At 71.0% G+C, this 21123-nt stretch carries 20 protein-coding genes; 18 read left to right on the forward strand and 2 right to left on the reverse strand.

Going from position 1 to position 21123, the window contains the following annotated elements; translation table 11 throughout:
* The first annotated feature begins 39 nt into the window (after positions 1-39).
* The 7 genes from lepB (at position 40) to Q8W71_RS15920 (ending at position 5351) form a co-directional block, all read left to right on the forward strand.
* Complete coding sequence (gene lepB, locus Q8W71_RS15890) at positions 40-840, forward strand: signal peptidase I (protein ID WP_305526360.1); 801 nt, start codon at positions 40-42, stop codon at positions 838-840.
* 10 nt (positions 841-850) lie between these two features.
* Positions 851-1618, forward strand: coding sequence for a ribonuclease III (gene rnc / locus Q8W71_RS15895; protein ID WP_305526361.1), 768 nt, complete (start codon positions 851-853; stop codon positions 1616-1618).
* A 136-nt stretch (positions 1619-1754) separates the two neighbouring features.
* On the forward strand, positions 1755-2717 hold the full coding sequence (gene era, locus Q8W71_RS15900; RefSeq protein WP_305526362.1) for a GTPase Era: 963 nt from the start codon (positions 1755-1757) through the stop codon (positions 2715-2717).
* A gap of 75 nt (positions 2718-2792) precedes the next feature.
* Positions 2793-3074 carry a type II toxin-antitoxin system TacA family antitoxin gene (locus Q8W71_RS15905; protein ID WP_305526363.1) on the forward strand — a complete coding sequence of 94 codons (282 nt, stop codon included), beginning with the start codon at positions 2793-2795 and terminating at the stop codon, positions 3072-3074.
* Positions 3071-3568 (forward strand): GNAT family N-acetyltransferase, encoded by a 498-nt coding sequence (locus Q8W71_RS15910; protein ID WP_305526364.1) that lies wholly within the window; start codon positions 3071-3073, stop codon positions 3566-3568. The genes Q8W71_RS15905 and Q8W71_RS15910 overlap by 4 nt, the downstream gene beginning before the upstream one ends.
* A 121-nt stretch (positions 3569-3689) precedes the next feature.
* Positions 3690-4595 carry a class I SAM-dependent methyltransferase gene (locus Q8W71_RS15915; protein ID WP_305526365.1) on the forward strand — a complete coding sequence of 302 codons (906 nt, stop codon included), beginning with the start codon at positions 3690-3692 and terminating at the stop codon, positions 4593-4595.
* Between the two features lie 24 nt (positions 4596-4619).
* Positions 4620-5351: a pseudouridine synthase gene (locus Q8W71_RS15920; protein WP_305526366.1), complete on the forward strand. Its 732-nt coding sequence runs from the start codon at positions 4620-4622 to the stop codon at positions 5349-5351.
* Positions 5352-5384: 33 nt separating this feature from the next.
* Here Q8W71_RS15920 and Q8W71_RS15925 read toward each other — a convergent pair whose 3' ends face one another.
* A complete protein-coding gene (locus Q8W71_RS15925) occupies positions 5385-5642 on the reverse strand; it encodes a CCDC90 family protein (protein ID WP_305526367.1) in 258 nt (85 codons plus the stop codon).
* A gap of 241 nt (positions 5643-5883) precedes the next feature.
* Between Q8W71_RS15925 and Q8W71_RS15930 the strand changes: the two genes are divergently transcribed.
* The 7 genes from Q8W71_RS15930 (at position 5884) to Q8W71_RS15960 (ending at position 13155) form a co-directional block, all read left to right on the forward strand.
* A complete protein-coding gene (locus Q8W71_RS15930; protein ID WP_305526368.1) occupies positions 5884-6963 on the forward strand; it encodes a 30S ribosomal protein S2 in 1080 nt (359 codons plus the stop codon).
* Positions 6964-7081: 118 nt separating this feature from the next.
* A complete protein-coding gene (tsf, locus tag Q8W71_RS15935; RefSeq protein ID WP_305526369.1) occupies positions 7082-8008 on the forward strand; it encodes a translation elongation factor Ts in 927 nt (308 codons plus the stop codon).
* Positions 8009-8544: 536 nt separating this feature from the next.
* Positions 8545-9261: a UMP kinase gene (gene pyrH / locus Q8W71_RS15940; RefSeq protein WP_305526370.1), complete on the forward strand. Its 717-nt coding sequence runs from the start codon at positions 8545-8547 to the stop codon at positions 9259-9261.
* Positions 9262-9377: 116 nt separating this feature from the next.
* Positions 9378-9941 carry a ribosome recycling factor gene (frr, locus tag Q8W71_RS15945; RefSeq protein ID WP_305526371.1) on the forward strand — a complete coding sequence of 188 codons (564 nt, stop codon included), beginning with the start codon at positions 9378-9380 and terminating at the stop codon, positions 9939-9941.
* A gap of 7 nt (positions 9942-9948) precedes the next feature.
* Positions 9949-10812 carry a phosphatidate cytidylyltransferase gene (locus tag Q8W71_RS15950; RefSeq protein WP_305526372.1) on the forward strand — a complete coding sequence of 288 codons (864 nt, stop codon included), beginning with the start codon at positions 9949-9951 and terminating at the stop codon, positions 10810-10812.
* 72 nt (positions 10813-10884) lie between these two features.
* A complete protein-coding gene (dxr, locus tag Q8W71_RS15955) occupies positions 10885-12063 on the forward strand; it encodes a 1-deoxy-D-xylulose-5-phosphate reductoisomerase (RefSeq protein ID WP_305526373.1) in 1179 nt (392 codons plus the stop codon).
* Between the two features lie 342 nt (positions 12064-12405).
* Positions 12406-13155 (forward strand): lipase family protein, encoded by a 750-nt coding sequence (locus Q8W71_RS15960; RefSeq protein ID WP_305526374.1) that lies wholly within the window; start codon positions 12406-12408, stop codon positions 13153-13155.
* A gap of 83 nt (positions 13156-13238) precedes the next feature.
* Here Q8W71_RS15960 and Q8W71_RS15965 read toward each other — a convergent pair whose 3' ends face one another.
* Positions 13239-13880 carry a TetR/AcrR family transcriptional regulator gene (locus Q8W71_RS15965; protein WP_305526375.1) on the reverse strand — a complete coding sequence of 214 codons (642 nt, stop codon included), beginning with the start codon at positions 13878-13880 and terminating at the stop codon, positions 13239-13241.
* Between the two features lie 123 nt (positions 13881-14003).
* Here Q8W71_RS15965 and Q8W71_RS15970 point away from each other — a divergent pair, with 123 nt between their 5' ends.
* From Q8W71_RS15970 to bamA, 4 genes are all read left to right on the forward strand, one after another.
* Positions 14004-15215: an HlyD family secretion protein gene (locus Q8W71_RS15970; protein WP_305526376.1), complete on the forward strand. Its 1212-nt coding sequence runs from the start codon at positions 14004-14006 to the stop codon at positions 15213-15215.
* A 14-nt stretch (positions 15216-15229) separates the two neighbouring features.
* Complete coding sequence (locus Q8W71_RS15975) at positions 15230-16822, forward strand: DHA2 family efflux MFS transporter permease subunit (protein ID WP_305526377.1); 1593 nt, start codon at positions 15230-15232, stop codon at positions 16820-16822.
* A gap of 208 nt (positions 16823-17030) precedes the next feature.
* Entirely contained in the window at positions 17031-18185 is a 1155-nt protein-coding gene (gene rseP / locus Q8W71_RS15980; RefSeq protein WP_305526378.1) for an RIP metalloprotease RseP, read from the forward strand.
* A 361-nt stretch (positions 18186-18546) separates the two neighbouring features.
* Complete coding sequence (gene bamA, locus Q8W71_RS15985) at positions 18547-21111, forward strand: outer membrane protein assembly factor BamA (protein ID WP_305526379.1); 2565 nt, start codon at positions 18547-18549, stop codon at positions 21109-21111.
* Positions 21112-21123: the final 12 nt, after the last annotated feature.

A 21123-nucleotide genomic window follows, 5' to 3' on the forward strand; every position in this document is an offset into this window, starting at 1 on the left:
CTTCTCGCGTCGGCAGCATGCGACGGGATCGATTGCAATATGGAACGCGCGCGCTTGGATCACGAGGGCAAGCCGCTCACGAAGCCGGCCGAGACCGGAACCTGGGCCAGCATCCGCGAGACCCTGAAGGTCGGCATCCAGGCGCTGCTGATCGCGCTGGTGGTGCGCACGCTGCTGTTCCAGCCGTTCAACATCCCGTCCGGCTCGCTGGTGCCGACCCTGCTGATCGGCGACTACCTGTTCGTCTCCAAATATTCCTACGGGTACTCGAAATACTCGCTGCCCCTGTCGGAGTACATCCCGATCCAGGCCGACGGCCGGATCTGGGGCGCACCGCCCAAGCAGGGTGACATCGCGGTGTTCAAGCTGCCCAAGGACAACTCCACCGACTACATCAAGCGGGTGATCGGCTTGCCGGGCGACCGGATCCAGATGATCGACGGCGTGCTGAACATCAACGGCAAGGCGGTGAAGCGCGAGCGGATCGCCGATTACGAGACGACCGATCCCTACGGCCAGCCGACCAAGGTGCCGCAATACCTGGAGACCCTGCCCAACGGCGTCGTCCACCACGTGATCGAGCGCGACGGCGACAACGGCTTCTGGGACAAGACCGAATTGTACACGGTGCCCGCCGGCCACTACTTCATGATGGGCGACAACCGCGACAACTCCACCGACTCGCGCGACCTCGCCAACGTCGGTTACGTGCCGTTCGCCAATTTCGTCGGGCGCGCCGAGATGATCTTCTTCTCGATCGACGAGGGCACCCCCGCGTGGCAGGTCTGGAACTGGCCGGCCCACGTGCGCTGGACGCGCCTCTTCACGACCATCCACTGAGCCTGCGGACTTGAGCGCGGACGCGGCCCCCACCCCCCGAGCCTCCGCCCGGGCGCGGCGCATCCCGAAGCCGCGGCCCCCGCTCGACGAGCTGGAGGCACGGATCGGTCACGCCTTCGCGGACCGGGACCTGCTCGTCCGCGCGCTCACCCACACCAGCAAGGCCACCGGCCGCGGCGGCAGCTACCAGCGCCTCGAATTCCTCGGCGACCGGGTGCTCGGGCTCGCCGTGGCCGACTGCCTCTACGCCGCCTTCCCCGAGGCCGACGAGGGCGACCTGTCGCGCCGGCTCGCCGGCCTCGTGCGCCGGGAATCCTGCGCGGGCGTGGCCGCCTCCTGGGAGGTCGGCCCGCACCTGATCCTCGGCCAGGGCGAGGTGATGGGGGGCGGGCGGCGCAATCAGACCATCCTCGCCGACGTGTGCGAGGCGATCCTCGGCGCGATCTACCAGGACGCGGGCTTCGCCGCGGCGCGGGCCGTGGTGGAGGCGCATTTCCGGCCCTCCGCGCTGAGCGCCTCGCCCCGCGGCCGCGACGCCAAGTCGGCGTTGCAGGAATGGGCGATGGGCCGCAGCCTGCCGATCCCGCTCTACGCGGTGGTGGAGCGCACCGGGCCGGACCACGCGCCGCGCTTCCGCATCGCCGTGCAGGTCGAGGGCCTGGAGCCCGGCCTCGGCGAGGGCGCCTCGAAGCGCGTCGCCGAGCAGGAGGCGGCCCGCGCCGTGCTGGAGCGGGAGGGCATCGCCGCGCCGGACGCGGGTGCCGGGGAGACGGCGTGACCGGCAGCGTATAAGACCGGTTTCCAAAGGGCGTGCCCTTTGGTGGGTCGTCAGGGCAGCGCCCTGACCTCTGATCTGCAGGGCTCTGCCCTGCACCCGCGAAAGGGCCTGCCCTTTCGAAACCCGGATTTTTACGATGAGCGACTTCGACGACAGCGACGGTGCGGCGGCGCCCGCGCCCTCGGCGCTGCCCGGCACTCCCGCCGACGCGCGGGCGGGCTTCGTCGCGCTGATCGGCGTGCCGAACGCCGGCAAGTCGACCCTGCTCAACCAGCTCGTGGGCACCAAGGTGTCGATCGTCTCGCGCAAGGTCCAGACCACCCGGGCGCTGGTGCGCGGCATCCTGATCGAGGGCTCGGCGCAGGTCGTGCTGGTCGACACCCCCGGCATCTTCGCGCCGAAGCGCCGCCTCGACCGGGCGATGGTCCACTCGGCCTGGAGCGGGGCGGCGGATGCCGACGCCGTGTGTCTGCTGGTCGACGCGCGCAAGGGCGTGGACGACGAAGTGGAGGCGGTGCTCGCCCGCCTCGGCGAGGTGCGTCGCGAAAAAATCCTGATCCTCAACAAGATCGACCTGATCCCGCGGGAGCGGCTGCTCGACCTCGCCGCGCGGCTCAACGCCGCCTCGCCCTTCGCCGAGACCTTCATGATCTCGGCGCTCCGGGGTGACGGGGTGGCGGACCTGCGCCGGGCGCTCGCCGCCCGGATGCCGCCCGGCCCGTGGCTCTATCCCGAAGACCAGGTCTCCGACGCGCCGCTGCGGATGCTCGCCGCCGAGATCACGCGCGAGAAGATCTACGACCGGCTGCACGAGGAGCTGCCCTACCGCTCCACCGTCGAGACCGACCAGTGGCAGATCCGGCCGGACGGCTCGGTGCGGATCGAGCAGACGATCTTCGTCGAGCGCGAGAGCCAGCGCTCGATCGTGCTGGGCAAGGGCGGCCAGACCATCAAGGCGATCGGGCAGGCGGCCCGCATCGGGATCGCCGAGGCGGCGGACGCCAAGGTCCACCTGTTCCTGCACGTGAAGGTCCGCGAGAACTGGGCGGACGACCCGGCCCGCTACCGGGAGATGGGGCTGGAGTTCCCGCGGGGGTGAGGCCCGCAGGTGCCGTAATGACCATGTCGTTACGGCGTGCTAGGCTGGTGCGACGCGGGCACCAGGGAGGGCGCAGTGACGGCCGATGCCCGGAAGCGGGACACGCTGAACATCCGGATCCGGCCGGAGGAGCGGGACCTGATCGACCGTGCCGCGCGGGCGCGCGGGAAGAACCGGACCGACTTCATCCTCGATGCGGCGCGTGAGGCGGCGGAGGACGCGCTGCTGGACCGCACGCTGGTCTCGGTGGGGCCCGACGCCTACGCCGCGTTCCTGGCCCGGCTCGATGCCCCGGCCGCACCCACTGCCCGGCTGCTGCGCACGATGCGGGCCCTTCCGCCCTGGGACGAGGCGTGAGCCTCGCCCCGCCCGAACCCCTGTCTGACCGGCACAGCACCGAGGCGTTCGCGTGCGGTGTCGCCTCCCTCGACGACTGGCTGAAGCGTCGGGCCCTCAAGAACCAGACCGCCGGGGCGTCCCGGACGTTCGTCGCCTGCGAGAGCCTGGCGGTTGTCGGCTACTACGCGCTGGCCTCGGGCGCGGTCGCGGCCCCGTCGGCGCCGGGGCGCTTCCGCCGGAACATGCCGGAGCCCATCCCGGTCGTCGTGCTCGGCCGTCTCGCCGTCGACGTCCGCCACTGCGGGCAGGGGCTGGGCCGGGCCCTGTTCCGCGACGGTGCGCTGCGCGTCCTGCACGCCGCCGACGCGATCGGCATCCGCGGCCTTCTCGTCCACGCGATCTCCGAGGAGGCGCGTTCCTTCTATCTCGGTCTCGGCTTCGATCCCTCGCCGATCGATCCGATGACGCTGATGGTTACCCTGGCGGATCTGCGCGCGAGCCAACCGCCGTGATAGGGCTCGCGAGCCGCGGCATCCGCGCCGCTGGGTTTTCGAGGGCGCAGCGGTATACCGGGCGCCGGCTTCGCCGAAGCTCTCGATCCTTGCCCGCCAGTCCCGAACGAAATCACGACGCATGCGCCACGCCGTCTACGGCCTGCCGCCGGCCGACCTCGCCGAGGTCCCCGGCGACGCCGTCCAGGTCTCCCCGCTGATCCCCGGCTCCGCCCGCCTGGAGGACGTTTCCGCCGGCAGCCTGGAGGCCGCAACCCTGCTGGCGCCCCCGGGCACGGCCGAGCGGCGCTACGTCCTGGCGCTCGCGCTCGCGGCGCTGGCCCCCGGGGGGCGGCTGACCGCGCTCGCGCCGAAGGACCGGGGCGGGGCGCGGCTGGCGAAGGAACTGGCGGGCTTCGGCTGCGCGGTTCAGGATGCGCCGCGCCGCCACCACCGGATCTGCACCGCCGCGCGCCCGGCCGAGCCGGCGGGCCTCGACGCGGCGCTCGCGGAGGGGCGCCCGCGCCACGTCGACAACCTCGCCCTGTGCACCCAGCCCGGGATCTTCTCCTGGGACCGGCTCGACCCGGGCACGGCCCTGCTGATGGCGGCGCTGCCGCCGCTGAAGGGCCGCGGCGCCGATCTCGGCTGCGGCCTCGGCATCCTGGCCCGGGCGGCGCTCGGCTCCGCGGCGGTGAGCGAGCTGACCCTGATCGACCTCGACCGCCGCGCCGTCGAGATGGCCCGGCGCAACGTCGAGGACGCCCGCGCCCGGATCCTGTGGGCCGACATCCGCGCCGCCGGCACCGTGCCGCCGGGCCTCGATTTCGTGGTGACCAACCCGCCCTTCCACGACGGCGGCGCCGAGGATCAGGCGCTGGGCGGGGTCTTCATCGCCCGCGCCGCCGAGGCGCTGCGGCCGGGGGGCAGCCTGTGGCTCGTGGCCAACGCGCACCTGCCCTACGAGACTCCCCTGCGCGCCCAGTTCCGCGGCGTGAGCGTCGCCGCGCAGGCCGGCGGCTACAAGCTGTTCGAGGCGCGCAAATGAGCCGGGTCCCATGAGCAGGGTCACATGAGCACGGCGCGGCTCGACAAGCTGCTCGCCAATCTCGGCTACGGCTCCCGCCGGGAGATCCAGGGCTTGGCCCGCGCCGGCGCGATCACCCTCGACGGGGCGGACATCACGGACGCCGCGGCCCGCATCGCCCTTACGCCCGACCTGCCCGAGCGGATGCGGATCGACGGCGCCCCCCTCGACCCGCTGCCCGGCCTGTGCCTGATGCTGCACAAGCCGTTGGGCGTCACCTGCTCGCACAAGGAGGCGGGCCCCCTCGTCTACGGCCTCCTGCCCGAGCGCTGGCGCCGCCGCGACCCGGCGCTCTCGACGGTCGGGCGCCTCGACAAGGAGACCTCCGGCCTGCTGCTGCTCACCGACGACGGGGGCCTGCTGCACCGGATCATCGCGCCCAAGGCCGCGGTCGCCAAGCGCTACCGGGTGCGGCTCGCCCGGCCGCTGCGCGCCGACGCGGCGGCCCTGTTCGCCTCGGGCACGCTGATGCTGGAGGGCGAGGAGCGCCCGCTCCTGCCGGTGACCCTGGAGGCCGAGGACGCGACCCGCTGCGCCGTGACGCTCACGGAGGGGCGCTACCATCAGGTCCGGCGGATGTTCGCCGCGGTGGGGAACCACGTGGAAGCCCTGCACCGCGACCGCGTCGGGGGGCTCGACCTGCCGGCCGATCTGGCCGCGGGCGCGTTTCGCGTTTTGGGCGCGGCCGACATCGCGGCGGTGTTCGCGGGGGCCTGAGGGCGGGCCCGGCCGTCCGCGGCGCGCGTCCCGTCAGTGCAGGGTCCGGGCCAGCGCGACCACGGCGCCGATGATCGCGAGCGTCTGGAAGCCGATCAACCCGGCCACCCAGCGTATGATCTCCGCGCGGGTTTCCGCGAGTTCGGCGCGGAGGTCGGCCTTCGTGACGAGATCGCCCTGGAGCGCCTCCGCCATCGCTTCGGCCAGTCCCTCCGCCTGCTCGGGCGAGAGCTTCGCCTTCTCGCGGAGGGTGCGGACGAACCGCAGGGTGTCGAAGGCGACCGTGGACATGCGTGACGTTATCGGCGCTGGACTGCCATCCTTTCAAGATGGAGCCCACCACCAGCCCGGTCGCGATGGGCTGGCACGTCTGCCTTTCTCGCCGCCTTGCCCCCACGCCCCCGTTCTGCTAAGCGCCCGCCCATCCCACACGCGGGGCCGGCCTCATGCGTCAATGAGGCGTCTTCCGGTGGCCGGCTCATCAGCCGGTCGCACTTCCCCGCGGCGGATCCAACCGGAGAAAGCACAGATCATGGCCGTCGACTTCTCTATGCGCCAGCTCCTCGAAGCGGGCGCGCATTTCGGTCACCAGTCGCACCGCTGGAACCCGAAGATGCAGCCCTACATCTTCGGCACGCGCAACAACATCCACATCATCGACCTCGCCCAGACGGTGCCGGCGATGCACCAGGCGCTGCAGGCGGTGAGCGACACCGTGGCCCGCGGCGGCCGCGTGCTGTTCGTCGGCACGAAGCGCCAGGCCGCCGACACGATCGCCGAGGCGGCCAAGCGCTCGGCCCAGTACTACGTCAACTCCCGCTGGCTCGGCGGCATGCTGACCAACTGGAAGACCATCTCGGGCTCGATCTCGCGCCTGCGCAAGGTCTCCGAGACGCTGGAGACCGGCGGCCCGGGCCTGACCAAGAAGGAGCGCCTGATGCTGTCCCGCGAGAAGGACAAGCTCGAGAAGGCGCTCGGTGGCATCAAGGACATGGGCGGCGTGCCCGACCTGCTGTTCGTGATCGACACCAACAAGGAGCAGCTCGCGATCAAGGAGGCGACCCGCCTCGGCATCCCGGTCGCCGCGATCGTCGACACCAACTGCAACCCGGACGGCATCACCTATGTCGTCCCGGCCAACGACGACGCCGGCCGCGCCATCGCCCTCTACTGCGACCTGATCGCTCGGGCCGCCATCGACGGCATCTCGCGGGCGCAGGGCTCGTCGGGCATGGACCTCGGCGCCTCCGAGGAGCCGATGGCCGAGGAGCTGCCGGCCAACGACGACGCCGTCAGCAGCGCTCCCGCTTCGGTGGAGTCGGGCGCCCTCGACCCGGCCGACGTGGCGATGCTCGCCGAGTCGACCGAGCATTTCGAGCTGCTCGCCGCCCCGCGCGGCGCGCCCGACGACCTGACCAAGCTCCACGGCGCCGGCCCGCAGATCGTCCAGAAGCTCAACGACGCCGGCATCTACCACTACTGGCAGATCGCCGCGATGACGCCGGAGGACGTGGCCCGGGTCGACGCCGACCTGAAGCTCAACGGCCGCATCGACCGCGATTCCTGGGTCTCCCAGGCCCGCGGCTTCGTCGAGGCCGCCGCCGCCGCCTGATTTCTTGGGACTGTGCGGTGCGCCTGTCATCGGGCGTCCGCAGATCCAGGCACGATGGGCCCGGCCGCTCCCCCCGAGCGCCGGGCCTCTCTCATCTGACGACATGAAAGGAACGGCCATGGCCAACATCACCGCCGCGATGGTGAAGGAGCTGCGCGAGAAGACCGGCGCGGGCATGATGGATTGCAAGGGCGCGCTGGCCGAGACCGGCGGCGACATCGAGGCCGCCGTCGACTGGCTGCGCAAGAAGGGTCTGGCCAAGGCCGCCAAGAAGGCCGGCCGCGTCGCCGCCGAGGGCCTCGTCGCCGTCGAGTCCGCCGGCCACCACGCCGCGATCGTCGAGGTGAACTCGGAGACCGACTTCGTCGCCCGCAACGACGCCTTCCAGGCGTTCAGCCGCGAGGCCGCCAAGGTCGCGCTGAACACCGACGGCACGCTGGAGGGCCTCCAGGCCGCCCACTTCCCAGGCGCCTCCGAGACCGTCGCCGAGAAGCTCCAGGCCCTGATCGCCACGATCGGCGAGAACATGAACCTGCGCCGGGTCGCCAAGCTCGATGTGACGAAGGGCGTGATCGCCACCTACGTGCACAACCAGATCTCCGAGGGCCTCGGCAAGATCGGCGTGCTGGTGGCGCTCGAGTCCGAGGGCGACGTCGACGCGCTCTCCACGCTCGGCCGCCAGATCGCCATGCACGTGGCCGCCACCAACCCGGTGGCGCTCGACGCCGCGGGCGTCGACCCGGCTGTGCTGGAGCGCGAGTCGAACATCCTGCGCGAGAAGAACGCCGGCAAGCCGGATCACGTCCTCCAGAAGATCGTCGAGAGCGGCCTGAAGACCTACTACAAGGAGGTCACGCTCCTGGAGCAGCCCTTCGTCCACGACGGCTCGAAGACCGTCTCCCAGGTGCTCAAGGAGGCCGCGGGCAAGGTCGGCGCGCCGGTCGCCCTCACGGGCTTCGTCCGCTACGCGCTGGGCGAGGGCATCGAGAAGGAGGACGGCCCGGACTTCGCCACCGAGGTCGCCCAGCAGGCCGGCCGCGCCTGATTTTTTTCGGATCCTCCTCAGTCTTGGAAGAGCCCGCCCGGCGCCGCCGGGCGGGCTTTCTCTTGTCCGGTCGCCGGCCGGTGTGCGCGCTGCGCAGGTCTGGCCGGCATGCCGTCGGGCTGCCGTTCATGTTGCGGCGCGATAGTTGCGGCCCGGGCTGTGCTGCACCGCACAGTGCAGCGCACACCCGTCGGCTACAGGAGATCGCATGATCCTGAAGACCTTCTCCTACCTGATGATCGGCGTCCTGGCCTCCGGCCTCGTGATGACCCTGGTCGGCACGGCCGGCGTCCTCTCCGGCCTCTGACGCGGCCCCCGGCCGGTCCCCGGCACGCCGCGCGCGGCGTCCGCCGGCCGGTCGCAAGAAATCCTCCGCGGCGGGCGGCAGCCCCGCCCGCCGCGGAACCCCCGGTCGCCCCCAGGGCGGCATCCCGACCCCTCGCCGACCCCTCGCCGGCCTCTCTCCAGCCCCTCGACGGCTCCGGGCCCCTCGCGTAGAACCCCGGCCGTCTCAAGCGTAACCGAGGGTCTGGCCGATGCCGCAGCCGTTTCGCCGCGTCCTGGTGAAACTCTCGGGCGAGGCATTGGCCGCCCCGGACGGGTACTGGTTGCATCCGCCGACGCTCGCGGCGCTGGCCGAGGACATCGCCCGGACCATCGGCGCCGGGATGCAGATCGCCGTGGTGGTCGGCGGCGGCAACATGATCCGCGGGGCGCGCATCTCGGCCGCCGGCTGGATCGACCGGGCGACCGGCGACTCGCTCGGCATGATGGCCACCGTCATGAACTCGCTGGCGATCGAGACCGCCCTCAACGCCGCGGGCGTGCAGGCGCGGACCATGTCGGCGGTGTCGATGCCGACGATCTGCGAGACCTACGCCCGCCAGCCCGCCCTGCACCATCTCGACAAGGGGCAGGTGGTGGTGCTGGCCGGCGGCACCGGCAACCCGTACTTCACCACCGACACCGCCGCGGTGCTGCGCGCGGCGGAGTTGCGCTGCGACGCGGTGCTGAAGGCGACGCAGGTCGACGGCGTCTACTCCGCCGACCCCAAGACCGATCCGACCGCCACCCGCTACGACCGCCTGACTCACGACGAGGCGATCGGTCGTGACCTCAAGGTGATGGACACCGCCGCCTTCGCGCTCGCCCGCGAGAGCCGGCTGTCGATCGTCGTCGGCTCGGTCCACGCGCCGAGCTCGATCGCCGCCATCCTGTCCGGGTCCGTCCCCTCGACCCACGTGGTGCCCTGACAGCCGGCGGGAGCGTAAAACGTCCCGCCGCGCAGGCGTTTGCGGCTTCGAGAAAATTCGTCCATTGAGGCCGCCACCGCCGGCCCCTTCCACGTCACTCGCGTCGGGACGACCCCATGCCCACACCGGATTTCGACCTCAGCGACATCAAGCGCCGGATGCAGGGCGCGGTCGGCTCGCTCTCGAAGGATCTCGGCTCGCTGCGCACCGGCCGCGCGACCCCCGGGCTCCTCGACCCGATCCAAGTGGACGCCTACGGCGCGATGATGCCGATGGCCCAGGTCGCCACGGTGAGCGTGCCGGAGCCGCGCCTCCTGTCGATCTCGGTCTGGGATCGCAGCATGGTCTCGGCGGTGGAGAAGGCGATCCGCGAATCCGACCTCGGCCTCAACCCGCAGACGGAAGGTCAGACGATCCGTCTGCGCATCCCCGAGATGAACGAGCAGCGGCGCAAGGAGATGGTCAAGGTCGCCCACAAGTACGCCGAGGAGGCGCGGGTGGCCGTGCGCCACGTCCGCCGCGACGGGCTCGACCATCTCAAGAAGCTCCTGAAGGACAGCGCCATCTCCGAGGACGACGAGAAGCGCCAGGCCGGCGACGTGCAGAAGGCCACCGACGCGCATATCGCCGAGATCGACGGCGTGCTCGCGACGAAGGAGAAGGAGATCATGCACGTCTGAGGCCGCCGTGACGCCCGTCGCCGCCGCCGCGCCCGCCCCCACCGCCTCCCGGCGGCGGGAACTGGCGCTGCGCGTCGTCTCCGGGGTGATCCTCGGCGCCGGGGTGCTCGCCGCCCTGGTCTACGGCGGTTGGGCCTTCGCCGGCATCTGGCTCGCGGCGGGGATCGTCGGCTTCGCGGAATGGGTCGTGATGGCCCGGACCGAGCCGCGCGAGGTGCTGATCGCCCTGGCCGCCGCGACCCTCGGCGCCCTCGTGCTGTGCCTGCGCAACGGCGCTCCGCTCCCCGCCTGCCTCGCCGTGCTGGTGCTGGGCGCCGCCGCCTGCGCCACCGTCGCCCGCACCGGCCGCGGCCGGGTCCGGGCGCTCGCCGGCGTGCTCTGCGCCGGGGCGGTGGCGGCGGTGCCGACGGCGCTGCGCGACGATCCCGGCATCGGCCTCATCGGCCCGGCCTGGATGTTCGCGGTGGTGTGGTCGACCGACATCGCCGCCTACTTCGTCGGGCGCCGGATCGGCGGCCCGAAGCTGATGCCGCGGGTCTCGCCGAACAAGACGTGGTCCGGGGCGCTCGGCGGCCTCGTCGGCGCGGTCGCGGCGGGCACTCTCGTGGCAGTCGCCGCCGATCTGGCCGGCCAGCCCCTGCCGCGGGGCGCGTCCCTGCCCGTCGTGGCAGGCGCGAGCGCGCTCGCCTCGGTGCTGAGCCAGGCGGGCGACCTGTTCGAATCCTGGCTCAAGCGCCGCCACGGCGTGAAGGACTCTGGAAAAATCATCCCCGGCCACGGCGGCGTCATGGATCGCCTCGACGGGTTTTTCACCGTGGCCGTGCTCTGCGGGCTCTATCTCGTCCTGCGCGAGTACGGTTTCGTGGGGTGATCGGCTTCGATTCCGGCCGGTTCACATGAGAGGGGCCGCGGCACGCCCGCGACCCGAGGGAGTGTTTGCCCCGTGACCCAGACCGTGACCGTCCTCGGGGCCACCGGCTCGATCGGCCGCTCCACCGCCGACCTGCTCACTCAGCACGCCGACCGTTTCCGTGTCGGCGCCCTGGTCGGGGGACGGGACGCGGCGGCGCTGGCGGAGGTCGCGCGCGCGCTGAAGGCCGAGTTCGCAGCCCTCGCCGACCCGGCGGGCGGCCCGGCCCTCGCCGAGGCGCTCGCCGGCTCCGGCATCCCGAGCGGGGCCGGGGAGGGGGCGGTGATGGAGGCGGTCGCGCGCGACGCCGACATCGTCGTCGCCGCGGTGAGTGGCGCCGCCGGCCTCAAGCCCACCCACGCGGCCCTGCGGCTCGGGCGGACCGTGGCGCTCGCCAACAAGGAGAGTCTCGTCTGCGCCGGCGACGCCTTCATGCGCGACGCCAAGCGCTACGGGGCCACGATCTGGCCGATGGATTCCGAGCACGACGCGCTCGCCCAGGCGCTGCACGGCCGGCCGCTGGCCGACGTGCGGACCATGATGATTACCGCCTCGGGCGGCCCGTTCCGCACCTGGACCCGGGAGCGGATCGCCGCCGCCTCGCCCACCGAGGCCGCCGCGCACCCGACGTGGTCGATGGGGATGAAGATCAACATCGACTCGGCCTCGCTGATGAACAAGGGGCTGGAGCTGATCGAGGCCCACCACCTGTTCGGCATCGAGCCGGAGCGGCTCGACGTGGTGGTCCACCCGCAATCGGTGATCCACGGCATGGTCTACTGGCGCGACGGCGCCGTCACCGCGGAACTGGCGCTGCCCGACATGCGGGTGCCGATCTCCCACTGCCTCGGCCTCGGCGACCGCCTGGAGATCGCCCGCGGCCGGCCCCTCGACCTCGTCAAGCTCGGCGCGCTGACCTTCGAGGGCGCGGACGAGGACCGCTTCCCGTGTCTGCGCATCGCCCGCGCGGCGCTGGCCGACGGTGGCGCGGCGCCCACGGTCATGAACGCGGCCAACGAGATCGCGGTGGCGGCGTTCATCGCCGGGCGGATCGGCTTCTACGGCATCGCCGACCTCGTGGAGCGCGCCGTCACGCATTTCGCCGGTCTCCACCGCGCCGCGCCCGCCGACGTGGAGGAGGCGCTGGCGATCGACGCCGAGGTGCGCGCCTGGAGCGCGCAGGCGCTGCCGGAGCTGCGCGCGGCGGGGTAGGCGCAGCCGACCGCCGGCGATCGGGGGCCGCCGCGGGTTGGGACCGCCTGTACCGGTTTTGGGACGCAATGGGCGTTCCGGCCTCCGGCCCCGTTGCGTATCGTCCGCCCGGATGCGCCGCCCCGCCGGGAGCGCGAGCAGGACCGACGACATGGTGCCCGGAACCGCCTCCGCGACGTGTCCGATCGCTCGGTCGCGAATTGGACCGAGCGCTGCCTGAAGCGGAAGACCGTCGCTCGCGCATCGCGCTCCGGGCTGGCAGACCAGCTCCGTCGTCCGCGGACCGTGCCGGTCGCGCTCGGCTGAAGATCTTCGAAAGCATCGATATCCTGGAGGCGGTTGATGCCGATCACGATTCTTGATCTCGCGGAAGCGTCCGACACGGTCTACAATTTCTATAAGGACCGCCGGGCGACCGGGAGGGAAGCCCTGAGCTTCTTGAGCCAGAATTTGCCGACTGTTCCGCCAGGCCTCAGTTGCGTGACGCACAGCGAGGACAAGAACTCCGGCTTCCTCGCGGCCGCCTACAGGAAGGCGGGCGCTCCCGAGACCATCATCGCCATCCGCGGGACCGTCGGCTACAACAAGGAGGGCAAGGGACGTGATGTCGGTTTCAAGAACTTCATCACCGACGTCGGTCTGTACACGATCGAGAGCATGCCCTCCTGCCTCAAGCTGAACACGCCGATCATCGCGGACTGGATCAAGCAGGCGGGGGGAAGCGACAAGGCCATCCTGTGCGGCCATTCGCTCGGCGGCGCCATCGCGACGATCCTGGCCTACACGCTCAAGGTTCCCTGCTGCGCCTTCAACGCGCCGACCGTGTCCAAGATGGTCAACGGCGGCACGTTCCGCGGGGCCAAGATCGACGTTTCCTCCGCCGACAAGCTCGAGATCGAGAAGCGGATCGTCAACTTCAACATGCGCTGGGATCCGATCAGCAAGGCTTCGAAGGCCGTCGGCAGGGTCTACAATATCGATTGCAATTTCTCGTTCAAGACACACTCGCAGACCGAGGTCATCGCGGCCCTGAATTCCGGTTATTACTACGACAAGTACGGATCCAAGTCGTTCGCGTCGGCAATCCGTTAGGCTATACCTATTCAGCGTCAGCCCTCGCACGGTAGCGGCTCAGCGCCGGCCCATCCGCCGCAGCCGCCGGTGACATCCCGGATCTACCGGTCGGTGCCGTACCCTGCCAGAAAGACCCGTACCGCCTCCTCGACCCGGCGGCGCAACTCCGCCGGCTCGGGGACGCCGCCGGCCGCGAACAGCAGCCGGGTCAGCAGGCCGGCTTGGCACAGGTGCAGGAAGTGCTTGGCGGCGAGTTCGGTGTCGGCGGCCGTCAGCCGGCCCGCCGCGACCTGCGCGTCGAGGTAGGCGGTAAGCCGGGCCACGCCCTGCGCCGGGCCGGCCTCGAAGAACGCCTGACCCAGATGCGGGAACTTCTCCGAGGCGCCGATCACCATGCGGATGATCGAGACGTGCTCCGGACGGCTCATCTCGGCGAGGTAGGTCAGCCCGAGCCGGGTGAGGACGGCGCGCAGGTCCGGGTCGTCCGCGTCGAGGGCGAACAGCGCCTCGGCGAGCCCCCGCTTCTCGGCCACCGTCAGCGCCTCGAACAGCGCGTCCTTGTTGTCGAAGTAGACGTAGAGCGTACCCTTGGAGACCCCGGCGGCGCGGGCGATCTCGCCCATGCTCGCCCCGTCGAAGCCCGCGGCCATGAACACCGCCCGCGCGCCCTCCAGAATCTGGCGCCGCTTGTCGCCGTCCCCCTCCGGGCGGCCCCCTCCGCGCTCCAGCACCCCGGCCGCCATCGCCGCACTCCACTTGACCGAACCGTTCGGTCAAAATAGGTTGGCGGTCCGGCGCGCCCACGTCAAGGGCCGTCCGAGTCGTTGACCGAACGGTTCGGTCAAAGCCAGAAGAGGATCCGGCGCATGTCCCTGCGCGAGGATGCGGATCGACCGACCGACGACGGCGTCGAGGAGGAGCGCGCGGAGCGCGGCGCCCCGGTCGGGCCGGCGAAGACAGCCGCCCCGACGCCGCCACCGGCAGAGCCAGCCGCGGCCGTCGCGAAGAAGCCGAAGACGCGCAGGAGACTCGTCCTGCTGGGGCTGCTCGCGGCGGCGCTCGGCGGCGGCGCCTACGAAGGCTGGCAGTGGTGGAGCGTCGGCCGGTTCTTCGTGGCGACCGACGACGCCTACGTGCAGGCCGACATCTCGGTCCTGGCAGCGAAGGTCCCCGGCTACCTCGACGCGGTGCCGGTGGTGAACGGGCAGGCGGTGAAGAAGGGCGACGTGATCGCCCGGCTCGACGACGGCGACTACCGCCTCGCCCTCCAGGCGGCGGCGGACAAGCGCGCCACGCAGGAAAGCACGGTGGCCCGGATCGGCCGCCAGATCGAGGCCGCGCAGGCGCAGGTGGCGCAGGCCGCGGCCCAGATCGACGCGACCCGGGCCGACGCGACCCGCGCCCAGGCGGATTACCTGCGCGCCACGCAGATGCAGGAGGCCTACGTCGCCAAGTCCCGGCTCGATCAGGCCCGGGCCGACCGCGACCGCACCGAGGCCTCGGTGAAGGGCATGGAGGCGGGGCTCGCCGCGGCCAAAGCCAATGTCGAGGTGCTCACGGCCCAGAAGCGCGAGGCGGAGAACCTCTCGGCCGAGCTGCGCACCGCGGTCGACCGGGCGCGGCGCGACCTCGACTTCACCGTCGTGCGCGCGCCCTTCGACGGGGTGGTCGGCAACAAGGCGGTGGAGGCCGGCGCCTACGTCGCCCCCGGCACCCGGGTCGCGGCGCTGGTGCCGCTCCAGAGCGTGCGGATCGACGCGAACTTCAAGGAGACGCAGGTCGAGCGCATGCGCCCCGGCCAGCCGGTGACGGTCACCGTCGACGCCTATCCGGGCCGGGAGATCCGCGGCGAGGTGGAATCGTTCTCCCCCGCCTCCGGCTCGGTGTTCAGCCTGCTGCCGCCGGACAACGCCACGGGCAACTTCACCAAGATCGTCCAGCGCCTGCCGGTGCGGGTGCGTGTGCCGGCCGATGTCGCCCGCGAGGGCTTCCTGCGGCCGGGCCTGTCGGCGGTGGTGCGGGTCGATACCCGCGAGGGCACCGGCCGCCCGGTGACGACGCTCGCCGGGAAGCGCTGAGGAAGGCCTGAGCCGTGGCCGCGAGCCCCGCCCTCTCAGCCGCCGGCGCCGTCCCGGCCCGGGCCGCCGAGCCCCCGCTCGACCGCCGCCGGATGGTGGCGTTCCTGTGCATGGTGTTCGGGATGTTCATGGCGATCCTGGACATCCAGATCGTCTCGGCCTCGCTCAACGAGATCCAGGCGGGGCTCTCGGCCTCGGGCGACGAGATCCCCTGGGTCCAGACCAGCTACCTGATCGCCGAGGTCATCTCGATCCCGCTGTCGGGCACCCTGTCGCGGGTGCTCTCGACCCGGTGGATGTTCGCGATCTCGGCCGGCGGCTTCACGCTGATGAGCCTGATGTGCGCCACCTCGTCCTCGATCGGCGAGATGATCCTGTGGCGCGCCGCGCAGGGGTTCATCGGCGGCGGCATGATCCCCACCGTGTTCGCCTCGGCGTTCACGATCTTCCCGCCCTCGAAGCGCGGCATCGTCTCGCCGATGATCGGCCTCGTGGCGACGCTCGCCCCGACCATCGGGCCGACGGTCGGCGGCTACCTCACCGACCTGATGTCCTGGCACTGGCTGTTCCTGATCAACGTCGTGCCCGGCGTGCTCGTCACCGTCTCGACCGCGATCCTCGTCGATTTCGACGAGCCGAACCTCGCCCTCCTGGAGAAATTCGACTGGTTCGGGCTCGTGTTCATGGCCGGCTTCCTCGGCTGCGTGGAGTACGTGCTGGAGGAGGGGCCGAACCATGACTGGTTGCAGGACGAGGCGGTCTTCGCCTGCGCCCTCGTGATGGTCGTCTCAGGGGTGCTGTTCTTCTGGCGGGTCTTCACCGCCCCCCAGCCGATCGTCGACCTGCGCGCCTTCTCGGACCGCAACTTCGCCAGCGGGTGCGTGGCGAGCTTCGTGCTCGGCATCGGCCTCTACGGCCTGACCTACCTCTACCCGGTCTACCTCGCCCGGGTGCGCGGCTACTCGGCGCTGATGATCGGCGAGACGATGTTCGTCTCGGGCCTGTGCATGTTCGCCACCGCGCCGATCGCCGGGCGCCTGTCGGGCCGGGTCGATCCGCGGATCCTGATGGCGGCGGGTTTTTCCGGCTTCGCCGCGGGCACCTGGATCGTCACCGGCCTGACCAAGGACTGGGACTTCTGGGAATTGCTGCTGCCGCAGGTGCTGCGCGGCTGCTCGCTGATGCTGTGCATGATCCCGATCAACAACATCGCGCTCGGCACGCTGCCGCCGGCCCGGATCAAGAACGCGTCCGGCCTGTACAACCTGACGCGCAATCTCGGCGGCGCGGTCGGGCTCGCGCTGATCAACACGCTGCTGAACGATCGCTGGGACCTGCACCTCGCCCGGCTGCACGAGCGCTTCACCTGGGCGAACGGGGCGGCCCTGGAGCGCCTCGACGCGATGCAGCGGAGCTTTTCCGACTTCGGCAGCGCCGCCCCGGGCATGGCGCTGAAGGCGATGACCAACACCGTGCGGATCCAGGGGCTGGTGATGGCCTTCGAGGACGTGTTCCTGGCCCTGACCGCCCTGTTCCTGGCCATGGCCTGCGCCGTGCCGCTGATCCGGCGGCCCCAGGCGGGGGCGGGCGGGGGCGGCGGCCACTGAGGGCCGGTTCGAGCGGCCGTTCCGAGATCCGTCCACCGCGGGACGAGGGGAGCGGGGATAGCGGGGACAGGGCCCGCTCGCGCCCGCCTGCGACGCCGCGCGCCGGCCGGAGCAGGATTGATTGGCCGGCCGGCGTCCCGATCTGCTAGGAACGGGGCCGCGGGACCGCGATCGAGACCAACCCGCGCGGACGGCCGGGACGGGACGCATGGATTTTCTCAACGCGATGGGCGGGACCGCCGGCGGCTTCTTCGGCGCGGTGATCCCGTTCCTGTTCGTGCTCACCGTCGTGGTGTTCGTGCACGAGATGGGGCACTTCCTGGTCGGGCGCTGGTGCGGGGTCGGCGTCCACGCCTTCTCCATCGGCTTCGGTCCCGAGCTGTTCGGGTTCAACGACCGGCGCGGCACCCGCTGGAAGCTCTGCGCGATCCCGCTCGGCGGCTACGTGAAGTTCCACGGCGACGCCAACGGCGCCAGCGTGCCCGACCCCGAGACGCTGGCGCGGATGAGCCCGCAGGAGCGGGCGATCAGCTTCCCGACCCAGCCGGTGGGCAAGCGCGCGGCGATCGTCGCGGCGGGGCCGATCGCCAACTTCCTGCTGGCGATCCTGCTGTTCGCGGGCGCGATCTGGCTCGGCGGCCGCTACGAGTTGCCGGCGCGGGTCTCGTCGGTGGAGCCCAACAGCGTCGCCGCACAGGCCGGGTTCAAGCCCGGCGACCTGATCACCGCCATCGACGGCGACCCGGTCGGCGACTTCAACGCGATGTACCGCACGGTGACCGGCAGCGCCGGCACGCCGCTCGCCTTCACCGTGGACCGCGACGGCAAGGTCATCACCATCGACGCGACGCCCGCGACCTACGAGGAGCGGACGCCCTTCGGCCGTCACCGGATCGGCCGGCTCGGCATCCGCTCGCCCGCGGGCTCGGAGGCGCGCCTCGTCCGCTACGGCCCGGTCGATTCCGTGGTGCTCGGCGTGCGCGAGACCTACTTCGTCGTCGAGCGGACCTTCTCCTACCTGTCGAAACTGGCCACGGGCCGCGAGTCGGCCGACCAGCTCTCGGGACCGATCGGCATCGCCCGGGTCTCCGGCGAGGTCGCCAAGACCGGCGGCGTCGGCGGTCTCGTCGGCCTGATCGCCCTGCTGTCGGTCTCGATCGGCCTGCTGAACCTGTTCCCGGTGCCGCTCCTCGATGGCGGCCACCTGCTGTTCTACGCCTTCGAGGTCGTCCGCGGCCGCCCGCTCAGCGAGCGGGCGCAGGAGATCGGCTTCCGCATCGGCCTCGCGCTGGTGCTGATGCTGATGCTGTTCGCGGCCTGGAACGATATCCTCAATCTCGGGGCGTCCTGGCGGAACACCTGATCCCGGGATCCCCGCCCCAATCCTGCCCAAAACCGGCCCGCGCGGCGGCGTGAACGGGGGTTAACAGCCCGTTCACGGCCCCGTGAGCGGGTCGTAAAAGTCGTACTCCGGCAACGATTTACCCACCGTTCACCATAGTCCGCATTCGGTCGCTAAGGTGAGTCCGGCGTTAAGTGGCGCGAAGGCCACGACCCCCCAAAATCCCCTGACGACGGCCCCGGGCGCGTTTGCTTGGCAGGTGAATCCCGCTAAGAGCTACGCTTGGACCGAAGCCACGCTTGGACCAGGGGTGACGGGACGACCGGTCAACGGTTGCCCGTGACGGGTCAGACCCGCGACCAGTACAGAAACGGGCGATTGCATGATGTCGTTGACGGGGAAGCGCCGGCGTGAGTCGGTGCGGAAGACCATCGTCCTAGTCGCCGCGGGTGCGGGCCTCGTCCTGGGCGGGGCCGCCCAGGCACAGCAGATCGTCGTGCAGGGCAACCAGCGCGTCGATGCCGACACGATCCGGTCCTACGTGACGGGCACCGCGTCCGGCTCGGCCGAGGAGGCCCGGCGCAACCTGCTGGCCAGCGGGATGTTCTCGGACGTCCGGGTCTCGCAGGCGGGCGGGCGCACCGTCGTGACCGTGCGCGAGAACAACCTCGTCAACCGCGTGGTGTTCGAGGGCAACAAGAAGGTCGAGAAGGCCACGCTGGAGGGCATCGTCGAGGCCAAGGCCCGCGGCCCCTACAGCGAGGCGATCATCAACGCCGACCTCGCCCGCATCCGCGACGTCTACCGGCGCTTCGGCCGCGGGCTCGCCAAGGTGACCTACCGCACGGTCGATCTGCCCAACGGCCGGGTCGACGTGGTCTATCAGATCGACGAGGGCGACAAGACCGGCATCCTGTCGATCAACTTCGTCGGCAACAACGCCTACTCGGAGCGGACGCTGAAGGGGCTGATGAGCTCCTCGGAGATGAACTTCCTGTCGTTCATCAAGACCTCCGACGTCTACGATCCCGACCGGATCAGCCAGGACCTCGACCAGGTCCGGCGCTACTACCTGAAGAACGGCTACGCCGACTTCCAGATCGTGAGCGCCGACGCGCGCTACGTCGAGGGCGACCGCTCGGGCTACGTGATCACGATCACCGTCAACGAGGGCGAGCAGTACCGCGTCGGCGCGGTCGCGGTCGACACGCGCCTGCCCGGCCTCGACCCCGCCCGGCTCGAGCGCGGCGTCGCGACCGCGGTCGGCGACGTGTACAGCGCCGACGACGTCGAGAGGACGCTCACCAACGTCACCCGCGAGGTCAACCGTGCCGGCTACCCGTTCGCCCAGGTCCGCCCGACCGGCCAGCGCGATCCCGGCAGCCGCCAGGTCTCCCTCGGCTTCGTCGTCGAGGACGGCCCGCACGTCTACGTCGAGCGCGTCAACATCCGCGGCAACACCCGCACCCGCGACTACGTCATCCGCCGCGAACTCGATTTCTCCGAGGGCGACGCCTACAACCGCGTGCTCACCGACCGGGCCGAGCGGCGGCTCAACGGGCTGGGCTTCTTCAAGAAGGTCCGCTTCTCGAACGAGCCGGGCTCCTCGCCCGACCGCGTGATCGTGAACATCGACGTCGAGGATCAGCCCACGGGCTCGTTCTCGGTGGCGGGCGGCTACTCCACCCAGGACGGCATCATCGGCGAGGTCTCGGTCTCGGAGTCGAACTTCCTCGGCCGCGGCCAGTACGTCCGCCTCGCCGGCACCGGCGGCCAGTACTCGCGCGGCGTCGACTTCTCGTTCACCGAGCCGTACTTCCTCGGCTACCGCCTCGCGGCCGGCTTCGACGCCTTCTACAAGTACTCCGACCTGACCCGGTACTCGCGCTACGAGACGACCGTGTACGGCGGCCAGCTCCGCCTCGGCCTGCCGATCACGGAAGAGTTCGGCGTGACGATGCGCTACTCGCTGTACAACACCGAGCTGAAGGTGCCGAACACCCTGCGGCGCCCCTACAACGACTGCTCGATCCCGATCCCGGGCTACACCGCCACCTACGCGGCGGGCACGGTCCTCAACGGCCAGAACGTCAGCGGCCAGTCGATCTACCCGAACTGCGCCTACGACGGCGAGGCGTCGATCGCCATCAAGGGCTCGCAGGGCAACACCCTGACCTCGCTCGCCGGCCTGACGCTCGCCTACTCGACCCTCGACGTCATCGGCGCGCCGCGCAACGGCCTCTACGCCGAGCTGAAGCCCGACATCGCGGGTCTCGGCGGCGACTCGAAGTTCTTCCGCGTGACCGCGGACGCGCGCTACTACAAGGAGATCTTCGAGGACGTCGTCGGCTTCATCCGCTTCCAGGGCGGCCACATCTCGTCGCTCGACGGCAACCCCCTGCGCGTGACCGACCAGTTCTTCCTCGGCCCGTCGCTGGTGCGAGGCTTCGCGCCGAACGGCATCGGTCCGCGCGACGTCGGCATCGCCGACGCCCGCTCGAACGCGATCGGCGGCTCCACCTACATCGGCGGCACCCTCGAGGTGCAGTTCCCGCTGCCCCTCATCCCGCGCGACCTCGGCCTGAAGGGTGCCCTGTTCGCCGACGCCGGTACGCTGTTCGGCTATCACGGCCGGCGCACCTTCGACGTGAACTTCGACGGGTTCATCAACGGCATCGCCCCCGGAACCGGACGCTGCAACTTCTCGGCGTTCAGCATCGGCGTCGAGCCGGAATGCGTGAACGTCCGCGACACCGCCGCGATCCGATCCTCGATCGGCGCCTCGCTCCTCTGGAACTCGCCGCTCGGCCCGATCCGGTTCGACTACGCCTACGCCCTGACCAAGGACGAGGGGCAGCCGGTCTACGTGCCGCTGCTGGGCAAGATCGGCCATATCGGCAAGGACCAGACGCAGGCGTTCCGCTTCTCCGGCGGGTCGCGCTTCTGAGCCAGAACGCCG

The organism is Methylobacterium amylolyticum (assembly GCF_030700245.1).
GTDB lineage: Bacteria > Pseudomonadota > Alphaproteobacteria > Rhizobiales > Beijerinckiaceae > Methylobacterium.